The organism is Gordoniibacillus kamchatkensis (genome assembly GCF_000829455.1).
In the GTDB taxonomy this organism is placed as follows: Bacteria; Bacillota; Bacilli; order Paenibacillales; family NBRC-103111; genus Gordoniibacillus; species Gordoniibacillus kamchatkensis.
The window spans coordinates 104,864-122,324 of record NZ_JXAK01000007.1 but is presented as its reverse complement, the minus strand read 5'-3'; the positions used below and the strand labels follow the sequence as shown (position 1 = coordinate 122,324).

Below are 17,461 nucleotides of genomic sequence, written 5' to 3'. Positions count from 1 at the left end.
GGATTACGAAACGATGCAACGCACATTATGGCGTATTGTATGGGAGGTGCCGACATGCCGGATAAGCTGATTGACAAATTCGGCAGAGTCCACGATTATTTGCGGATTTCCGTAACCGATCGCTGTAATTTGCGATGCGTGTACTGCATGCCGGAAGACGGGATGGAATTCGAACGGGAAGAACATATTCTGTCCTACGAAGAGATTGCCAAAGTGGTCAGAGTGCTGGCGGGCATGGGCGTAACCAAGGTGCGGCTTACCGGAGGAGAACCGCTTGTCCGGAAAGATCTCGATCAGTTGATCGGCCAAATTGCCGACATACCCGGCATTCAAGATATCTCACTCACGACCAACGGTATTTTTCTCGCCAAAAAGGCCGAGAAACTGAAAGCGGCAGGCTTGTACCGATTGAACATCAGTCTGGATACGCTAAGACCCGAAAGGTTTGGGCTCATCACTAGAGGCGGCGATGTGGCCAAAGTGTTGGAAAGCGTGGAGGCTTGTCTGCGCCTCGGGTTTGAGCCGATCAAGCTGAATGTGGTGCTCATGAAGGGCGTCAATGACGATGAGATCTGGCAATTTATCGAGTTGACCGAACGAAATCCGCTCCATGTGCGGTTTATTGAGTACATGCCGATCGGACATGAGGGCGATTCATGGAGGAACAAGTATTATCCGTTAAACAATATTTTGTCGCAGTGTGAAGAAAAAGGCTGGCGCTTTCGCGAGGAGACGCCCGCCGCCGGGAACGGCCCGGCCCGGTATTATCGAGTGGAGGGCCACCAAGGCACATTCGGGCTTATCCATCCGGTCAGCGATCATTTTTGCGAAACGTGCAATCGACTTCGGTTGACCGCCGATGGAAATATAAAACCGTGTCTGTTCTGGAGCGACGAATTTAACGTGAGGAAATGGATCGGCGACGACGAAAAAATAAAGGAATTGTTTCTGCAGGCGTTGGACATCAAGCCGGAAAATCACGAGATGGCCAAAGTGCTTGCCAAGCATGAACCGCAGCATGCCCCGACGATCAGAAGGATGTCGCAAATCGGAGGATAATTCGGAGGGTCATATGGATATAACGTAGGATAAAGTGAACCAAGATCGGTTTCAGCGGCACACCGTACTGGATGTGGTTGACCACCGTCATGTGACGCCACTGCTCGCTCCAGTCATTTTCCTGATGAATCGTTTGGATGATGTCCGCCAAATCTTTCCAGTTTACTCCCTGTCCCTGCTCATCCACCATACCTAGAGTTTCCTCGATGGCTCTGGACACGAACTGCATATGGGCGATCTTATGTTGGATGATCTCTTTTTGCATCTTCAATGAGCTTCTCAGGTCTTGTTCAGGGGCATTATCGCTTAGGAGAAATTGCCTGATCTCGGAGAGGGACAAACCGACATACTTTAGCATCTGGATCTTTTGCAGTCGCGCCACATCTTCTTTGCCGTAGAGGCGGACGGAAGATTGGTTGTATTGCGCCGGCTTTAGCAAGCCGATTTTGTCGTAGTAGCGAAGCGTTCTCATTGTCAGTCCTGTCCGCTTCGCAAGCTGACCCGTTGTCAAGTATTGGCGTTCCTCCGGTTTCAAGCATTCCGCCTCCTTACGCAATTTTCATTATATCCGGTGACGCAACGTCACCTGCAAGCGTTATTTTATGTTGCAAACATGAAGACCGAGGGCGGGCTGCCCTCGGTCTTTTATAACGAGATTCAATGGGTCAATCGTCCCCGCGGCTTGTGGAACATGCGCTCCCAAACCTTGTCAAACCATTTGTGAAGGAACGGCAGAACCGCGTAGTCGACGCCGAATTTGCCTGCGTTAGCGCCGGCGGCAACGATGAAGGCGCCGAGGAAAAACAGCCACGGGTTCGTGCTTACGGTGCCGGCCAGCATATACATCAGGTTCATCAGGAGCCCGAAAAAGATCGCGGCCGTCGTCAGGCAGCCAAGGATAAGACCGAGACCTACGAGCAGTTCGCCCCAAGGAACGATGAGGTTAAACAGCTTGACGTTCGGCAAGGCGAAATGTTTCAGGAACGCCACGTAGTTCGGATACACCAGATCTGTCGTCCCTGTCTCGAGCACCGGCTTGGCGATGGCATTGGTCAGGTACCCGGTGGCGTCGAACGGTTTGGCGCCGGTAATTTTGTGCCAGCCAGCGGTAAACCATTCGTATCCGACGTAAAGTCTGACGAGAGCGAGCAGCATGGCAGCGTACTTGTTCGTTCTGAGCCAGTTCATCATATTGACCATCTCCTTGTTCTTGATGGCTTAAGCTTAGCACCGATTCGAACGGTTTAATGTGAAAAAAATCACGTTAAACAAAAATTTAACCGTTTATTTGTAAATGCGTTTATGCCTCCAGTGAAACCCGGACAGCTGCCGAGGGGAAGGCTCCATCACCGGATGCATCAAGCGCTCGACGCCTCGCTGCGATAGCAGGATAACGAGGGCGGCGGCCAGACCGAAGGCAAACACGGTCGCTTGTGGCACCGTCAAAATGGCGTAGACGCCCGATGCGATAACCGCCTTTAGCAGCAGGCCGTGAAGCAGAAATACGTAGAGCGTCCGCCCGCCCAGGCCGGTCCAACTTTTGGCGGTCCATGGAATCCAGCTAAGGAATGCGACCGAGAGGACGGTCTGAACGGCGTACAAAGCGAGCCTTGTCAATCCGGCATAGCTGTCGGCAATCCCCATTTGCGCATAAGTGGTGTTGCCGTACAGCCAGGCGGCGGGCAAGCGGTCTCCGTACAAAGCGAGAGCCGTGCACCAGATGGCGGCGAGTGCGGTTGCCGGCAGCCGCCATCTGCGCAGCCGCTCCTGCATCGTTTGGTCCATACGGAAGTAATAACCGGCAACAAAGAACGGAAAAAAGACGAACGTACGCGATATGCTGAGCAGCGCTCCGGATCCGGGCCAGTAGCCAGCGGCAAGTCCGAAAAGAACTGCCGTCAGAAGAGGATGTTTCAAGCGCAAAAACAACGGAAGCATGGCCCGCCAACAAAAGTGGCTGCACAGAAACCAGAGCAGCGAGTAAGGGACAAAGAACGAATATACGATGCCCGGAGCGTGATACAACCCGGCGTCGGCGAGCGAATAAACGGTTTGAAACAGGACGTATTGCCAGGCGATGAACGCCATAGCGCGCTGGCCTTGATGCTCGAATCGGAAATTTTTGGCGAGGAGGCCCATTGCGAACACGAACATCGGGATGTGAAACGTGTAAATCGTCTGGTACAGAGTGCGCAGCCCCGCGCTTCTGCCGATTAGCGGTTCGATCGCGTTGACCGCAACGACCAGCGAGATGAGCACAAACTTCAAATTGTTGACGAATGCGGCGGAACGTTTGTTCATGCCTGTTCACTCCCACGTTTCTTTATATCGAGCAAACTGCGATCGGCTTTGCGGTCCGATCGCCCGCGTTCCATATGTTACATTTTCAACCTGTCGCCATCCGTGAAAATCGTCACAATCAAAAATAATGTGTGGAATGTGATAATTTTCACAACCAGCGTTCCTCGTTCGTTCTACAATGAAATTGTTCGAAGCGAAGATGAAGCGGAGGAGATCTTATGATGTATCAACATATTTTGGTCGCGTACGACGGTTCCGAGCTGGCCAAGACGGCACTGACGCAGGCGGTTTGCATGGTTAAGGAACATCCGGGAACGAAATTGACAGTGCTACACGTGATTCATTTTCCCAATTATATCGTCGGGGAAGCGTACTTCGGCGCTCTTCCGAGTTTGGAGAAAGAATACGCCGAATTTGCCTCGTTACTCAATCAGGATGCGGAAAAGGCGATCGAAGGGCTGAGCGGTGCGGAAGTCGAGGTACGGCGAGGGTTCCGTTGGAAGAGATATTGTCATGCGCCGAAGAGAAAGGGTGCGACGTGATCGTGATGGGCAGCAGAGGGCTGGGAGGGCTGAAAGAATTCGTGCTTGGCAGCGTCAGCCATTCGGTCGTGCAAAAGTCGAAAATGCCGGTGTTCATTATCAAGCATCCGTCGGCAAAAGGCGGGATGACGGTATGAGCGGCGATAAGAACGAGCGAACGGCCGACCGCCGGCGCGAGGAAGAAGAACTAGAGACATACACGGTCCATGTGTGCCAGTCGTGCGGTGCCGAGCTGCCCATCATGGCGGAATGTTATCCGACTGTTTGCGCCGCCTGCGGCGGAACGAAGTTTTATCAGATCGAGCCGAAGCCGAACAAGCCGGACAAAGCGGCGTTCCTTCCGGGCACGGGCATCATCGACGATTATACGAATTGAAGGAGGTACCAGTATGGTCCATGCGAAAGAATCCCAAGCTCTCGATCCGTCCAACGTCGCCTGCCCTTCCCCCTGGATGCTGGTTTCGATGAGGCTGAAGGATGAACACGACCAGCTGACCGAGGAGCTGCAAGACATCCGGTTCGTTGCCCAATCGATTTATGACGAGACGGATACGAAGCGTGCCAGAGCTATATTGCAAGCGCTGAAACGCCGTATGGTGGACTTTATGCGCCGGCTGCACGCACATTCGGAGTGGGAGGAGCGGGAAGTGTTTCCCGTCGTCAATTTATATTTTCACCGGCTGCTGAAGCCATCCATAACCCCTTCGATCTGGGTCATGGAAAAGGAGCAAAAGCTGGCCGATCTTTTCGCGCAATCGTTCTTTGAAGCGGAAGAAGCTTTGCCTGAGGCAGCGACGAGGGAGCAAAATCGCCAAGCGGCGGCGCATCTGTTGCAGGCCTGCCTCATTCTGCAAGAGCATTTCGAATTGGAGGAAGAGCTGATTTTCCCCCTGGCGGAACAGATGCTGACCGATATCGATTACTTTCATTCATGACCAAAGGGGATACGTACGGGATCATCACCTCTTGACGGCAGCGGAAACGGGTGCAGGCAAATCCAATACGAAAGCGGGGATGTGTTATGTTTTGTTCCAACATTCTGGTGGCGTTCGACGGATCGGTCGCGTCGGAAAAAGCTTTGGACAAAGCTGTTTCGATTGCGGCCATGGACCCCCGTATCGGCATTCACGTGCTCCATGTTGTCAGACCCCGGACGGGGGCCATCTATGTTACCGGTGACGGTAGTCTGTTTGAATATGACATGAAGCATGGGCAGGATGTCGCGGGCAAAGCGGAGCGCAGATTGAGCGGTCTTGCGAATCCGCAAACGGTCTCCGTCGTATCCGGCATTCCGGAAGACGAAATTGTAAAGTTCGCGGCAAGTAACGGCTGCGACATGATCGTGGTCGGGAGCAGAGGGCTAAGCGGATTGAAGGAGCTCATTTTGGGCAGTGTCAGCCATTTTGTGGCGCAAAATGCCGATATTCCGGTGCTGATCGTCAAGTAGCGGAGGACGATGCGGGCAAAGAAAGGGGCAAACGTCATGCTGACGTTCTTTTCCAAAATTTTGGTAGCCTACGACGGATCGGAGCTCGCGGAAAAAGCGCTGAAAACAGCATTGAAATTGGCTATGCAGGATAAGCATATTGAGCTGCACATCGTGTTCGTGGTAAAGCCCATGCCGCGTCTCGACAAAATGGAGGTGGAAACCAGGCGGGTTTGGGACCTGCGCAAAGTAAGAGCGCAGCGCATGCTGGAAGACGTAAAGGCATCCGTAGAGGGGATGGGCAATCAGGTAATCGTGAGTGCGCTGGAGGGCCAGCCTGGAACAAAACTTGTCGAATATGCCGCTCATACCGGCATCGACCTTATCGTCATGGGCTGCCGCGGGCTTAGCGGGCTCAAAGAGCTGTTTTTGGGAAGCGTCAGCCATTATGTCGTTCAGCATTCCCGAGTGCCGGCATTCATCGTCAAATAATCGGCCGTATCGGACCGATACTTCGCTGCTCAAGGAGAGGATTCGATTATGGCAATAAAAGAAGGTAAAGTCGCGGAACCTGTTTCGGCGCAGGAGGAAGTGGGCAAGCTCGTCGCCCGCGCCAAAAAAGCTCTGGAGGAATACATGAAGCTGGATCAGCAGCAGGTCGACCGCATCGTGCAGGAGATGGCTTTAGCGGGACTCGACAAGCATATGGCTTTGGCCAAAATGGCCGTCGAGGAAACGGGGCGCGGCGTGTACGAGGACAAAATGACCAAAAACATATTTGCCACCGAGTATATTTACCATAGCATTAAACACGTCAAAACGGTCGGGATTATCGAGGACAACCCGTATGAAAGCTACCGGAAAATAGCCGAACCGGTAGGCGTCATCGCCGGCGTCACCCCGGTAACCAATCCGACCTCGACTGCGATGTTCAAAGCGCTTATCGCCGTGAAGACGCGGAATCCGATCATCTTCGCCTTTCACCCGTCCGCGCAGCGATGCAGCGCGGTTGCAGCAAGCGTGCTGCTGGAAGCCGCCGTGAAAAGCGGAGCGCCGCAGCACTGCATCCAATGGATCGAAGTGCCGTCTCTGGAAGCGACCCGGCTGCTCATGAACCATCCCGATATCGCGCTTGTACTGGCGACAGGCGGAGCTTCGATGGTCAAGGCCGCCTACAGCACCGGCAAGCCGGCGCTTGGCGTAGGCCCGGGCAACGTCCCTTGCTTTATCGAAAAAACGGCGGAGCTGCTGCAGGCGGTCACCGATCTCATTTTGTCCAAAACGTTCGACAACGGCATGATTTGTGCTTCCGAGCAATCCGTTATTATCGAGGAGCCCGTTTACGACGAGGCCAAAAAGCTCATGAAGGAGCTGGGCTGCTGCTTCCTCACGAAAGAAGAGACCGAAGCCGTCTCTAGGCTTGCCATTCATAAGGAATCGTGCGCGGTGAACGCGGACATCGTCGGCCAGCCGGCGGTGAAAATCGCCGCAATGGCCGGAATTCACGTACCCGCCGATACGAAAATTCTCGTCGCCGAGCTGCAAGGCGTCGGGCCGGCCTATCCGCTTTCCGCCGAGAAGCTGAGTCCGATACTCGCTTGTTACAAGGTGAAGAATGCCGCGCAAGGCATCGAGCGGGCAGCCGAAATCGTCGCCTTCGGCGGCATGGGCCATTCTTCCGTCATTCATTCGCATAACCGCGAGGCCATCGACGCTTTCGCCGCGTGCCTGCAAACCGGCCGCGTCATCGTGAACGCCCCGTCCACGCACGGCGCGATCGGCGACATTTACAACACCAATCTGCCGTCGCTCACGCTCGGCTGCGGTTCGTACGGCCACAACTCGACGACCGCCAACGTGACGGCAGTCCATTTGCTCAATATCAAACGCATTGCCCAGCGCACCGTCAACATGCAGTGGTTCAAAGTTCCGCCGAAAGTATATTTCGAGCGCGGGGCCACGCAATATCTCGAGAAGATGCCGGACATCTCCAGAGTGATGATCGTCACCGACCCGATGATGGTCAAACTCGGCTACGTCGACAAAATCGAGTACTACTTGCGCAAACGGCAAACGCCGGTGCAGCTGGAAGTGTTCTCCGACGTCGAGCCCGATCCTTCCGTGGAAACGGTGCAAAAAGGAAAGGCGCTCATGGACAGCTTCCAGCCGGACTGCATCATCGCTCTCGGCGGCGGCTCGCCGATGGACGCGGCGAAAGCGATGTGGCTGTTTTACGAGTATCCGGACACCAGCTTCCAGTCGCTGAAGCAAAAGTTTCTCGACATCCGCAAACGGGTGTACAAATATCCGCATCTCGGACTGAAGGCGAAGTTTGTGGCGATTCCGACCACATCCGGCACCGGCTCGGAAGTAACGTCATTTGCCGTCATTACCGACAAGCAGAAAGGGAACACGAAATATCCGCTTGCCGATTACGAGCTGACGCCGGACGTGGCGATCGTCGATCCCGAGTTCGTTTACAGCTTGCCGAAAAATGCCGTAGCCGATACGGGCATGGACGTTTTGACGCACGCGATCGAGGCTTATGTGTCGGTGATGGCGAGCGACTATACGGACGGCCTGGCGCTTCACGCCATCCGCCTCGTGTACGAAAACATCGAGAAGTCGTACCATACGGCGGACCCGCTTGCCCGCGAAAAAATGCACAACGCCTCCACGATAGCCGGTATGGCGTTCGCCAACGCGTTCCTGGGCATCAACCACAGCCTGGCGCACAAGTGGGGCGGCGAGTATCATACCGCGCACGGGCGCACGAACGCGATATTGATGCCGCACGTCATCCGCTACAACGCGCAGAAACCGACCAAGTTCGCTTCGTTCCCGAAATACGACCATTTTGTCGCCGATCTGCGCTATGCCGAAATCGCCCGCATGCTGGGGCTGCCCGCGCGTACGACGGAAGAAGGCGTGAACAGCCTCATCGAACTGGTGCGCAAGCTGAACAAATCGCTCGGCATTCCGGAAAAGTTCCAGGATCTCGGCTTCGATCCGGCCGATTTCGAAGCGAAGGTCGGCGCCTTGGCCGACCGCGCATTCGAGGATCAGTGCACGACGGCCAATCCGCGCATGCCGCTCGTAACCGAGCTCGCGGACATTTATCGCAAAGCGTTTTACGGCAAGTTCGAATAATCAAATCAGGAGGCGCTCGTCATGGCAATGACCGAATCTGAAGCGGCAAGACGGCAATCCGACAACGATGGCTGGAGAGGGTTCAAGCCCGGGAAATGGCAGCGCGGGATCGACGTCAAAGATTTTATCGACAGCAATTTGACCCCCTACCGCGGAGACGAACGGTTTTTGGCCGGACCGACGGAGAGGACGAAGGAGCTTTGGCGGCAAATCCGCGAATGGATGCGGCTGGAGCGGGAGAACGGCGGCGTGCTGGATGTCGACGTCGACACCGTATCCACGATCACATCGCATGCTCCAGGTTATATTGACAAGGAGAAAGAGCAGATCGTCGGCCTTCAGACGGATGCGCCGCTCAAACGGTCCATTCAGCCTTTTGGCGGCGTCCGCATGGTGATCGACGCTTGCCGGGCTTACGGCTTTGAACTGCCGGACGACATCGTGCGGCTGTTCACGGACATACGCAAAACGCATAATCAGGGCGTGTTCGACGCGTATACGGCGGAAATGAAATTAGCCCGCAAAGCGGGAATTATTACCGGTCTTCCGGACGCGTATGGGCGGGGGCGCATTATCGGCGATTACCGCCGCGTCCCGCTCTACGGCGTCGATCGTCTGATCGAAGACAAAAAGAACGACCTGCTGCAGCTCGAAGTGGACGCGATGAGCGAATCCGTCATTCGCGCGCGGGAGGAGCTTTCGGAGCAAGTGCGCAGCTTACAGGAGCTGAAGCGGATGGCGGCATCGTACGGCTTCGACATCTCGCGGCCGGCGAATAACGCCAAGGAAGCGGTGCAGTGGCTCTATTTCGCTTATCTCGCGGCGATCAAAGAGCAGAACGGGGCAGCGATGAGCCTCGGCCGGGTATCGAGCTTCCTCGACACTTACATCGAACGGGATTTGATGGAAGGGACGTTGACGGAAGATGAGGCGCAAGAGCTGATCGACCATTTCGTCATGAAGCTGCGCCTGGTCAAGTTTCTGCGCACGCCCGACTACAACGAGCTGTTCAGCGGCGACCCGACCTGGGTGACGGAGTCGATCGGCGGCATGGCTCTCAGCGGCGAGACCCGGGTGACGCGCAGCTCGCTGCGGATTTTGCACACCTTGTACAATTTGGGGCCGGCGCCGGAGCCGAACTTGACCGTTCTTTGGTCGGAGAAGCTGCCTGAGCCGTTCAAGCGGTACTGCGCCAAAGTGTCGATCGATACGAGCTCCATCCAGTACGAGAATGACGACCTGATGCGCCCGTATTACGGCGACGATTACGGCATTGCCTGCTGCGTATCGGCGATGCGGATCGGCAAGCAGATGCAGTTTTTCGGTGCCCGCGCCAACTTGGCCAAAGCGCTGCTGTACGCTATCAACGGCGGCGTCGACGAGAAACTCGGTATGCAAGTAGGGCCGGCAACAGCCCCCATCACCTCGGAGGTGCTCGATTACGACGAAGTGATGCAACAATACGACCGCATGCTGGAATGGCTGGCCGGTCTGTACGTCAATACGCTTAACGTCATCCATTACATGCATGACAAATATTGCTACGAACGTCTGGAGATGGCGCTGCACGACCGGGACATTTTGCGCACGATGGCGTGCGGCATCGCCGGCTTGTCCGTTGTAGCCGATAGCCTGAGCGCCATCAAGCACGCAGTCGTGCGTCCGGTGCGCAACGAGCAGGGCGTCGCCGTCGATTTCGCCATCGAAGGGGAATACCCGCAGTACGGCAACAACGACGAACGGGTCGACAGCATCGCCGTTCAGGTCGTCGAGTCGTTCATGAACAAACTGCGCAAGCATGAAACGTACCGCGGAGCGATGCATACGATGTCGGTGCTGACGATCACCTCGAACGTCGTGTACGGCAAAAAGACGGGCAGCACGCCAGATGGGCGCAAAGCGGGCGAGCCTTTCGCTCCGGGAGCGAACCCGATGCACGGCCGGGACCGCAAAGGCGCTCTCGCATCTCTTGCCTCCGTGGCGAAAATTCCTTACGAGCACAGTCTAGACGGCATCTCGAACACATTCACCATCGTGCCGAAAGCGCTCGGGCGAGAGCCGCACAACCGCGTGGGCAACCTTGTGTCGCTCTTGGACGGTTATGCCCTAAGCGGCGGCCACCATCTCAACGTGAACGTGTTCGACAGAGCGCAGCTGCTCGATGCGATGGAGCATCCGGAAAATTACCCGCAGCTGACGATCCGCGTGTCGGGCTATGCCGTCAACTTTATCAAGCTGACCAGGGAACAGCAGCTGGATGTCATCAACCGTACGTTCCACGGAACGTTCTAGAGCCGATTCGGCAGAAGGAAGTGTAAGCGCATGAAAGGCCGCATTCACTCGATTGAAACTTTCGGCACCGTGGACGGTCCGGGGATACGCTTTGTACTTTTCATGCAGGGCTGCGCTTTGCAATGCCAATATTGCCACAATCCCGATACGTGGGACAGAACGGGCGGCAGATCAGCCGATGTCGAAGAGATTTTGTCCGAAGTCGAGCCTTATCTCGACTATTACCGGAGATCGGGCGGAGGCATTACGGTTACGGGAGGAGAGCCGATGCTGCAGGCCCCCTTCCTGACCGAGCTATTCCTAGCTTGCAAGCGGCGCTGGAATTTGCACACCGCCCTCGATTCATCGGGCTTTTGCGATCCGGCGCATGCGGAGAAGCTGCTGGACGTGACGGATTTGGTCTTATTGGACCTGAAGCAGATGGACCGCGCCAAGCACATCGCACTCACCGGCCATCCGAACGACACCATTATCAGGTTTGCCAGGCGGCTGTCCGAACGCAGCATACCGGTATGGATCCGGCACGTGCTCGTTCCTGGCCTCACGGACAGTTATGTCGACTTGAAGGCGCTCGGGGAGTTTATCGGCGAACTGGACAACGTGGAAAAGGTGGAATTGCTGCCTTATCACAATATGGGAGCGTACAAATGGCGGCAGCTCGGAAAGACGTATGCTTTGGAGCGCGTTCCTGTCCCAAGCGAACAAGAGATGGAGCGGGCCCGCCATATCGTAGATATGCGGCGGCTTGCCGGCGGCCGAATGGAGCGTCCCGCTGCGGGAGAAACGCGGCGATGATGAATAAAGAATCCGGCAAGTGGGAAAAACAAGCGGAAATGGAGGCCGGAGGTAATTCTCTACGTATGATCGGCCGTACCCACTTGATGATGCTGGTGATTTTATCGGCGGGACTCATGGATCACGTCATCTTAATCCCCATATTGCTGGACGTAGCCGGGAGAGATTCCTGGCTTTCCGTCTTGTTTGCGGCTGGTCCGGCCGTCTGCTTGGCGGCTGTTATCGGGTTTGTCATGAAGCGGATAGGAAGCAGCCGGCTGCAGCATTATTTGGCGCGGCGAAGCCATGCGGCGATCGCTTGGGCGATCATGGCTTTGCTTGGGCTCTATGTGGTTTCGATAGCCGCTATTACCATAAAGGAGACGATGGACTGGCTGGAAATGGCGTACCTTCCTTCTACGCCGAAAGGGTTCATTTCCTTCGTCTTTATTGTTCTCTGCGTCATTACTGCCGATCAAGGAGCAAGAGTCATCGCTGTTGTGGGCGGCATGTTGCTTCCTCTAGTCGCCGTATTGGGCTACTTTGTCATGACAGCCAACTTGCCTCATAAACAATACAAACTTCTATTCCCCGTATTGGAAAACGGCTTCGCCCCCGTTGTTGCCGGCGGCGTTTACATCATCGCCGGCTTCGCCGAGCTAATCTTGCTGCTTTTGCTGACGAACCGGTACCGCACCAACCAAAGTCTCCGGAAACGTTATTTTGCCGGTCAATCGTTTCCGCTGCGGGAACATTCCCTTTCCGGAGTTGACGTCAAGCTGCGGGTTCGGGATACGGGCAAATACAAGCTACGGTTCTAGGAAATCACGCCCTTGACCGTGATCGATCGCAAACGATGCGCGGACCGCAGCCCGTCCGCCATCGTTTTTTTGTACTGCACCTGCCTGTACGATATGGTACAATCTGGGTAATCCCTCTTGGAAGGATGAGCCGTCCGATGAACGCTCGTATCGACAACTTGTACAGCTTGCTGGAGCAAGAAGCTTTGGATGCGATTGTGATTACGCTGCCGAAGCTTATTTATTATTTCACCGGCTTTATGACGGATCCGCACGAGCGGTTTTTGGCCTTCGTCTGCCCGAAAGGCGGCGAGCCGTTTCTGTTCGTGCCCGCGCTCGACAGGGAGAAGGCGGTGCAGACGTCCAGCGTTAAGGCGATATACGCCCACGACGATGCGCAAAATGCTTACGAGGTGCTGCAGCGGCACTTGGGAAGCGGAATGAGCCGCATCGGCCTTCAGGAAGAACACCTGAACGTGAAGCGCTACCGGGCGCTGCTGGAGGCGACTGGCGCGAAGCAGGCGATCGGCTTGGACGGGAAGCTCGCCTTGATGCGCGTTGTCAAAAGCGACGGGGAAGTCGCCGTGATCAGGCGCGCCATCCGCTGCATCGAGGACGTCTTTCGCGATACGATCGCTCTCGTGAAACCGGGTGTGACCGAGCTCGAGCTCGTCGCCGAAATGGAATACCGCATGAAGCGGCTCGGCGCGGACAGCCCGTCGTTCGAAACGATGGTGCTGACCGGCCGCAAATCCGGACTGCCGCACGGCGTGCCGGGGGTGGAGCCGATTCGGGAGGGCGACCTGCTGCTGTTCGACGCGGGCGTCTTTATTGACGGCTATGCCTCGGACTTGACCCGGACGTTCGCCGTCGGCGATATCGGGGACAAGTGCCGGGACATTTACGACGCCGTGCTGCAGGCGAACCTGGCGATGATCGCCGCGGTGCGGCCGGGCGTTCCGCTCGGCAGCCTCGATTTGGCGGCGCGCGGCGTCATCGAGCAGAGAGGCTACGGGCCGCATTTCATCACCCGCGCCGGGCACGGCTTCGGTCTGGAAATCCATGAATATCCGTCGATTCATGCGAACAATGCCGATCCGGTCCGGGAAGGGATGACGTTTACCGCGGAGCCGGGCATTTATATGCCGGAGATCGGCGGCGTCCGCATCGAGGACAATGTATTCGTCACCAGGAACGGGGCGGAAGTATTGACAACTTTTCCGAAAGAACTGATGGTGATCGGCGTATAGTATCTTAATCAGGAAAGGGAGAGTGATTGCTGTGCCTTATTTGTCGCTGACGACATGGAGCTTGCACCGGAATCTCGGTCCGATGCGCTGGACGAAGTGGGACGAAGAGCGGGGCGCGCATGCGACCGTTGTCGACGAGCAGCCGCAAACCGTATCTCTGCTCGAGCTTCCCGGCGTGCTAATGAGCAGAGGCTTCGCCGCTATGGAAGTGTGCCATTTTCATTTTCCGGATACGAGCGAATCGTATTTGCGGGAGCTGCGCGGCGCCGTGGAGCGGGCGGGCATACGGTTTTACACGCTGCTTGCCGACTACGGCGACATTACGAACCCGGACGAGCGGCGCCGGGAGGCGGATATCGAATGGATGAAAGGCTGGATCGACGTCGCCTCCGCCGCCGGAGCCGAGCGAATCCGCATTATCGGCGGGGACGCCGATCCGGCGAGCCGGGAAGCCGTCGCCTTGGCGGCAGCCCAGCTGCAGCGGCTTGTCGATTATGCGCGGGACAAGAACGTGAAAGTCGTCACTGAAAATTTTCATCCGCTCACCTCAACGGCCGACAATTGCCTGGCCCTGCTTGATGCGTGCGGCGGGGAACTCGGACTAACGTCGGATTTCGGCAATTTCAAAGGCCCCGCCAAGCTGCAGGAGCTCTCCCGCACTGTACCGCGAAGCGAGTCGATCCATGCCAAAGCGATGACGGACGGCAGCGGCTTGCCCGACGCCGAGGAATTCCGGAGCTGCATGGATGTCGTCAGGCAGAGCGGCTACGAAGGGCCGATCACGCTCGTATACGACGGTCCCGGCGACATGTGGGCGGGCATCGAGCGCGTGAGAGAGCTCGTTGAACCGTATTTATGAGTTGACAGGAGGGTGGAAGCCGATGAAGGTGTTGTTTATCGGCGGTACCGGCATCATTAGCGAAGCGGTATCGAAGCTGGCGGTCGAAACGGGCATCGAGCTGGTGCTGTTCAACCGCGGCCAGCGGCAGGAGGCGATCCCTGACGGCGTAAGGCTGATCCGCGGCGATATTCGCGATACGGCGGCTGCGGCCGAAGCGCTGCGCGGCGAATCGTTCGATGCCGTAGTCGATTGGATTTCGTACACTCCCGAGCAAGTGCAGCCGAACATCGAGCTGCTGCGGGGGAAGACCGGCCAGTACGTGTTCATCAGCTCCGCTTCCGTATACCAGAAGCCTGCGACGCATTATCGGATTACCGAATCGACTCCGCTCGCCAACCCGTATTGGCCATATTCCCGCGACAAAATCGCCTGCGAAAATGTGCTGCTGGACGCGTACAGGAACGACGGGTTCCCGGTTACGATCGTCCGCCCGTCTTATACGTACGGCGACACGAGCATCCCGGCGTCGCTCAACAGCTGGCGGCACCCTTGGTCGCTCGTAGACCGGATGCGCGCCGGCAAGCCGATTATCGTCCACGGCGACGGAACGTCGCTATGGACGATGACGCACAATACCGATTTTGCCAAAGGGTTCGTGCCGCTGCTCGGCAACATGAACGCGATCGGCCACGCGTTTCATATTACGTCCGACGAAGTGCTCGATTGGAACCAAATTTACCGCGCGATCGGCAAAGCGGCCGGAGTGGAGCCGAAGCTGGTCCATATTTCGAGCGAATTCATCGGCGCGTTGTCGCCCGACCATATCGGCGGCCTGCTTGGAGACAAGGCGGTTAGCGTCGTTTTCGACAACAGCAAAATCAAGAGCTTCGCACCCGGATTCACCGCGACGGTCCGCTTCCAGCAAGGAATCGAACGTTCGGTGCGCTCATTCGAGGCGCATCCCGGCAAATGCACCGTCGACGCCGAATGGAACGCGCTGATGGACCGAATCATAGGCGCTTATCAGTCGTCGCTCCCGATGAATTAACCAACAGGTCAAAAAAGTATTGACTTCCCCGGTACGTGGCCGTATACTTACTTTTGTTCATTTACAATTTCATATGCTTACACGGATCTTCTTATCAAGAGCGGCGGAGGGACAAGGCCCTATGAAGCCCGGCAACCGGTTCACCTGGTGCCAATTCCTTCAGAATCGCATCGGCGATTACTGAAAGATGAGAAGGGTACGACATTCGATATAGCTTAGCGATGCTCAAACCCCTTTTTGTCTTCAGACAAAAAGGGGTTCTTCATTTTTACACACCGGGGGTGATATGGTTGATACGCCTTGAAGGCATTACCAAACATTACGATACAGGCTCGCGGCGGGTCACCGCTCTCTCGGGCATTGATTTGGCCGTCGCCAAAGGAGAAATTTTCGGCGTGATCGGCCATTCCGGCGCAGGCAAAAGCACGCTGCTGCGCAGCATCAATTTGCTGGAGCGACCGACAAGCGGCCGCGTCATTGTGGACGGCACCGACTTGACCGCACTCGGTACGAAGCAGCTGCAGGAGCAGCGGCGCAAGATCGGCATGATTTTTCAGCATTTCAACTTGCTCTCGTCGGCGACGGTGGAGGACAATATCGCGTTTCCGCTCAAACTGGCGAAGACGCCAAAGGCCGACATCCGGCGCAAGGTGAGCGAGCTGCTGGAGCTGACCGGCCTGACCGAACACCGCTTCAAATATCCGTCCCAGCTGTCGGGCGGGCAAAAGCAGCGGGTCGGGATCGCGCGGGCGCTGGCGGCTGACCCGCAAGTGCTGCTGTGCGACGAGGCGACGTCGGCGCTCGACCCGCAAACGACGAATTCGATTTTGAGCCTGCTGCTGGACATCAACGAGCGGTTCGGCTTGACGATCGTGCTCATCACTCATGAAATGCACGTCATCCGCTCGATTTGCGACCGCGTTGCCGTCATTCACGAAGGGACTCTGGTCGAGCAAGGCCGAGTCGTGGACGTGTTCCTGAAGCCGCAGCATCCGGTGACGTTGGAATTCGTCGAGCAAGTGTCCGATCCGGTGGAGCTGCCGCCGGCGGCGGACCTGGCGGCGCGCCTGCTGAAAATTACGTTCCTCGGGGAGCGGACGTACGAGCCGATTTTGTCCAAAGCCGTACAAGCGACCGGCGTCACCTTCTCGATCCTGCAAGGCACGATATCGAAGCTAAAACAAGTTCCGTACGGCCAGCTTGTCGTCAAGCTGGAGGGCGACGGCGCCGCCATCGAGCGGACGATCGAAACGCTGCGGGCGGACGGACTTGACGTGGAGGTGGCGTAATTGGATTTTTCCCAAGTCAGCTGGCCGGAAATCGGCCAAGCGACGCTGGATACGCTCGATATGCTCGGCTTGTCCGCTCTGTTTACGTTTCTCGTCGGGTTGCCGCTTGGCATCGTGCTGTATTTGACGTCGAAAGGCGCCTTATTGCAAAATCGTCCGTTTTACGCCGCCGTTTCGCTCGTCATCAACGTGTTGCGCTCTTTTCCTTTCGTCATTCTGATGATTGCCGTCATCCCGCTGACGCGGCTGCTCGTCGGCACTTCGCTCGGCGTGCGGGGCTCGATTCCGCCGCTCGTCATCGCCGCAGCGCCGTTCTTCGCCCGCCTGGTCGAAACGTCGCTGCGCGAAGTGGACCGCGGCGTCATCGAAGCGGCCCAGTCGATGGGCGCGTCGTACCGCCAAATCGTGTGGAAAGTGCTGCTGCCGGAGTCGCTTCCGGGTCTGCTCGCAGGCATTACGATTACGACCGTGACGCTCGTGTCGTACACCGCCATGTCCGGCCTGATCGGCGGCGGCGGACTCGGCGACCTGGCCATTCGCTACGGGTACCAGCGGTTCGAGAAAGAAGTGATGATCGTCACTGTCGTTATTCTCATCGCGCTCGTCCAGATTCTGCAGATGATCGGGGACAAGCTTGTCCAGCGATTCAGCCGCAGATGACTTTATATATAGCAGATATAAAACAAGGG

The 17,461-nt window shown here is 56.6% G+C and carries 19 protein-coding genes and 1 riboswitch; of the genes, 16 read left to right on the top strand and 3 right to left on the bottom strand.

Annotated elements, in window-relative coordinates; translation table 11 throughout:
- Positions 1-54 precede the first annotated feature (54 nt).
- Positions 55-1,059 (top strand): GTP 3',8-cyclase MoaA, encoded by a 1,005-nt coding sequence (moaA, locus tag SD70_RS06020; RefSeq protein WP_041046555.1) that lies wholly within the window; start codon positions 55-57, stop codon positions 1,057-1,059.
- On the opposite strand, the gene SD70_RS06015 is transcribed toward moaA, so the two are convergent.
- From SD70_RS06015 to SD70_RS06005, 3 genes are all read right to left on the bottom strand, one after another.
- Positions 1,031-1,594, bottom strand: a complete 564-nt coding sequence (locus SD70_RS06015) for a MerR family transcriptional regulator (protein WP_231571061.1) — start codon at positions 1,592-1,594, stop codon at positions 1,031-1,033. The genes moaA and SD70_RS06015 overlap by 29 nt on opposite strands.
- Before the next feature lie 122 nt (positions 1,595-1,716).
- A complete protein-coding gene (locus SD70_RS06010) occupies positions 1,717-2,250 on the bottom strand; it encodes a DoxX family membrane protein (protein WP_052487102.1) in 534 nt (177 codons plus the stop codon).
- A gap of 93 nt (positions 2,251-2,343) precedes the next feature.
- Positions 2,344-3,360 (bottom strand): acyltransferase family protein, encoded by a 1,017-nt coding sequence (locus SD70_RS06005; RefSeq protein ID WP_052487101.1) that lies wholly within the window; start codon positions 3,358-3,360, stop codon positions 2,344-2,346.
- Between the two features lie 218 nt (positions 3,361-3,578).
- Between SD70_RS06005 and SD70_RS06000 the strand changes: the two genes are divergently transcribed.
- The 15 genes from SD70_RS06000 (at position 3,579) to SD70_RS05935 (ending at position 17,432) form a co-directional block, all read left to right on the top strand.
- Positions 3,579-3,902 (top strand): universal stress protein, encoded by a 324-nt coding sequence (locus tag SD70_RS06000; RefSeq protein ID WP_052487100.1) that lies wholly within the window; start codon positions 3,579-3,581, stop codon positions 3,900-3,902.
- Positions 3,903-3,907: 5 nt separating this feature from the next.
- Positions 3,908-4,039, top strand: coding sequence for a universal stress protein (locus SD70_RS40225; protein ID WP_394297942.1), 132 nt, complete (start codon positions 3,908-3,910; stop codon positions 4,037-4,039).
- Positions 4,036-4,278 carry a hypothetical protein gene (locus SD70_RS36800; protein ID WP_041046553.1) on the top strand — a complete coding sequence of 81 codons (243 nt, stop codon included), beginning with the start codon at positions 4,036-4,038 and terminating at the stop codon, positions 4,276-4,278. Before SD70_RS40225 ends, SD70_RS36800 begins: the two co-directional genes overlap by 4 nt.
- A gap of 13 nt (positions 4,279-4,291) precedes the next feature.
- Positions 4,292-4,837, top strand: a complete 546-nt coding sequence (locus tag SD70_RS05990) for a hemerythrin domain-containing protein (RefSeq protein WP_041046551.1) — start codon at positions 4,292-4,294, stop codon at positions 4,835-4,837.
- Between the two features lie 86 nt (positions 4,838-4,923).
- The gene (locus tag SD70_RS05985) at positions 4,924-5,349 is read left to right on the top strand and encodes a universal stress protein (RefSeq protein WP_041046549.1); all 426 of its coding nucleotides are present in this window, start codon (positions 4,924-4,926) and stop codon (positions 5,347-5,349) included.
- A gap of 36 nt (positions 5,350-5,385) precedes the next feature.
- Positions 5,386-5,820: a universal stress protein gene (locus tag SD70_RS05980; RefSeq protein WP_041046637.1), complete on the top strand. Its 435-nt coding sequence runs from the start codon at positions 5,386-5,388 to the stop codon at positions 5,818-5,820.
- A gap of 48 nt (positions 5,821-5,868) precedes the next feature.
- Positions 5,869-8,478 (top strand): bifunctional acetaldehyde-CoA/alcohol dehydrogenase, encoded by a 2,610-nt coding sequence (gene adhE, locus SD70_RS05975; protein ID WP_041046547.1) that lies wholly within the window; start codon positions 5,869-5,871, stop codon positions 8,476-8,478.
- 21 nt (positions 8,479-8,499) lie between these two features.
- On the top strand, positions 8,500-10,770 hold the full coding sequence (gene pflB, locus SD70_RS05970; RefSeq protein WP_041046545.1) for a formate C-acetyltransferase: 2,271 nt from the start codon (positions 8,500-8,502) through the stop codon (positions 10,768-10,770).
- Positions 10,771-10,800: 30 nt separating this feature from the next.
- Positions 10,801-11,565 carry a pyruvate formate-lyase-activating protein gene (pflA, locus tag SD70_RS05965; protein WP_052487098.1) on the top strand — a complete coding sequence of 255 codons (765 nt, stop codon included), beginning with the start codon at positions 10,801-10,803 and terminating at the stop codon, positions 11,563-11,565.
- Entirely contained in the window at positions 11,562-12,365 is an 804-nt protein-coding gene (locus tag SD70_RS05960) for a GerAB/ArcD/ProY family transporter (RefSeq protein ID WP_052487097.1), read from the top strand. Before pflA ends, SD70_RS05960 begins: the two co-directional genes overlap by 4 nt.
- 137 nt (positions 12,366-12,502) lie before the next feature.
- Positions 12,503-13,594, top strand: coding sequence for a M24 family metallopeptidase (locus SD70_RS05955; RefSeq protein ID WP_041046544.1), 1,092 nt, complete (start codon positions 12,503-12,505; stop codon positions 13,592-13,594).
- Between the two features lie 22 nt (positions 13,595-13,616).
- Positions 13,617-14,453 carry a sugar phosphate isomerase/epimerase family protein gene (locus tag SD70_RS05950; protein WP_231571060.1) on the top strand — a complete coding sequence of 279 codons (837 nt, stop codon included), beginning with the start codon at positions 13,617-13,619 and terminating at the stop codon, positions 14,451-14,453.
- Positions 14,454-14,475: 22 nt separating this feature from the next.
- Positions 14,476-15,483, top strand: a complete 1,008-nt coding sequence (locus SD70_RS05945; RefSeq protein WP_041046534.1) for an SDR family oxidoreductase — start codon at positions 14,476-14,478, stop codon at positions 15,481-15,483.
- 88 nt (positions 15,484-15,571) lie between these two features.
- Positions 15,572-15,677, top strand: a riboswitch (SAM riboswitch).
- 96 nt (positions 15,678-15,773) lie between these two features.
- Positions 15,774-16,772, top strand: a complete 999-nt coding sequence (locus SD70_RS05940) for a methionine ABC transporter ATP-binding protein (RefSeq protein ID WP_041046532.1) — start codon at positions 15,774-15,776, stop codon at positions 16,770-16,772.
- On the top strand, positions 16,773-17,432 hold the full coding sequence (locus SD70_RS05935) for a methionine ABC transporter permease (protein ID WP_041046530.1): 660 nt from the start codon (positions 16,773-16,775) through the stop codon (positions 17,430-17,432). It abuts the gene before it with no gap.
- The last annotated feature ends 29 nt before the right edge of the window (positions 17,433-17,461 follow it).

Bases quoted from the DNA above. Each gene is read 5' to 3' on its own strand.
- SD70_RS05955 (WP_041046544.1), top strand. From the start codon at position 12,503: ATGAACGCTCGTATCGACAACTTGTACAGCTTGCTGGAGCAAGAAGCT.
- SD70_RS06000 (WP_052487100.1), top strand. From the start codon at position 3,579: ATGATGTATCAACATATTTTGGTCGCGTACGACGGTTCCGAGCTGGCC.
- SD70_RS05960 (WP_052487097.1), top strand. From the start codon at position 11,562: ATGATGAATAAAGAATCCGGCAAGTGGGAAAAACAAGCGGAAATGGAG.
- SD70_RS05980 (WP_041046637.1), top strand. From the start codon at position 5,386: ATGCTGACGTTCTTTTCCAAAATTTTGGTAGCCTACGACGGATCGGAG.
- adhE (WP_041046547.1), top strand. From the start codon at position 5,869: ATGGCAATAAAAGAAGGTAAAGTCGCGGAACCTGTTTCGGCGCAGGAG.
- SD70_RS06010 (WP_052487102.1), bottom strand. From the start codon at position 2,250: ATGATGAACTGGCTCAGAACGAACAAGTACGCTGCCATGCTGCTCGCT.
- SD70_RS40225 (WP_394297942.1), top strand. From the start codon at position 3,908: ATGGGCAGCAGAGGGCTGGGAGGGCTGAAAGAATTCGTGCTTGGCAGC.
- SD70_RS06005 (WP_052487101.1), bottom strand. From the start codon at position 3,360: ATGAACAAACGTTCCGCCGCATTCGTCAACAATTTGAAGTTTGTGCTC.
- SD70_RS05985 (WP_041046549.1), top strand. From the start codon at position 4,924: ATGTTTTGTTCCAACATTCTGGTGGCGTTCGACGGATCGGTCGCGTCG.
- moaA (WP_041046555.1), top strand. From the start codon at position 55: ATGCCGGATAAGCTGATTGACAAATTCGGCAGAGTCCACGATTATTTG.
- SD70_RS05945 (WP_041046534.1), top strand. From the start codon at position 14,476: ATGAAGGTGTTGTTTATCGGCGGTACCGGCATCATTAGCGAAGCGGTA.
- SD70_RS05990 (WP_041046551.1), top strand. From the start codon at position 4,292: ATGGTCCATGCGAAAGAATCCCAAGCTCTCGATCCGTCCAACGTCGCC.
- pflB (WP_041046545.1), top strand. From the start codon at position 8,500: ATGGCAATGACCGAATCTGAAGCGGCAAGACGGCAATCCGACAACGAT.
- pflA (WP_052487098.1), top strand. From the start codon at position 10,801: ATGAAAGGCCGCATTCACTCGATTGAAACTTTCGGCACCGTGGACGGT.
- SD70_RS36800 (WP_041046553.1), top strand. From the start codon at position 4,036: ATGAGCGGCGATAAGAACGAGCGAACGGCCGACCGCCGGCGCGAGGAA.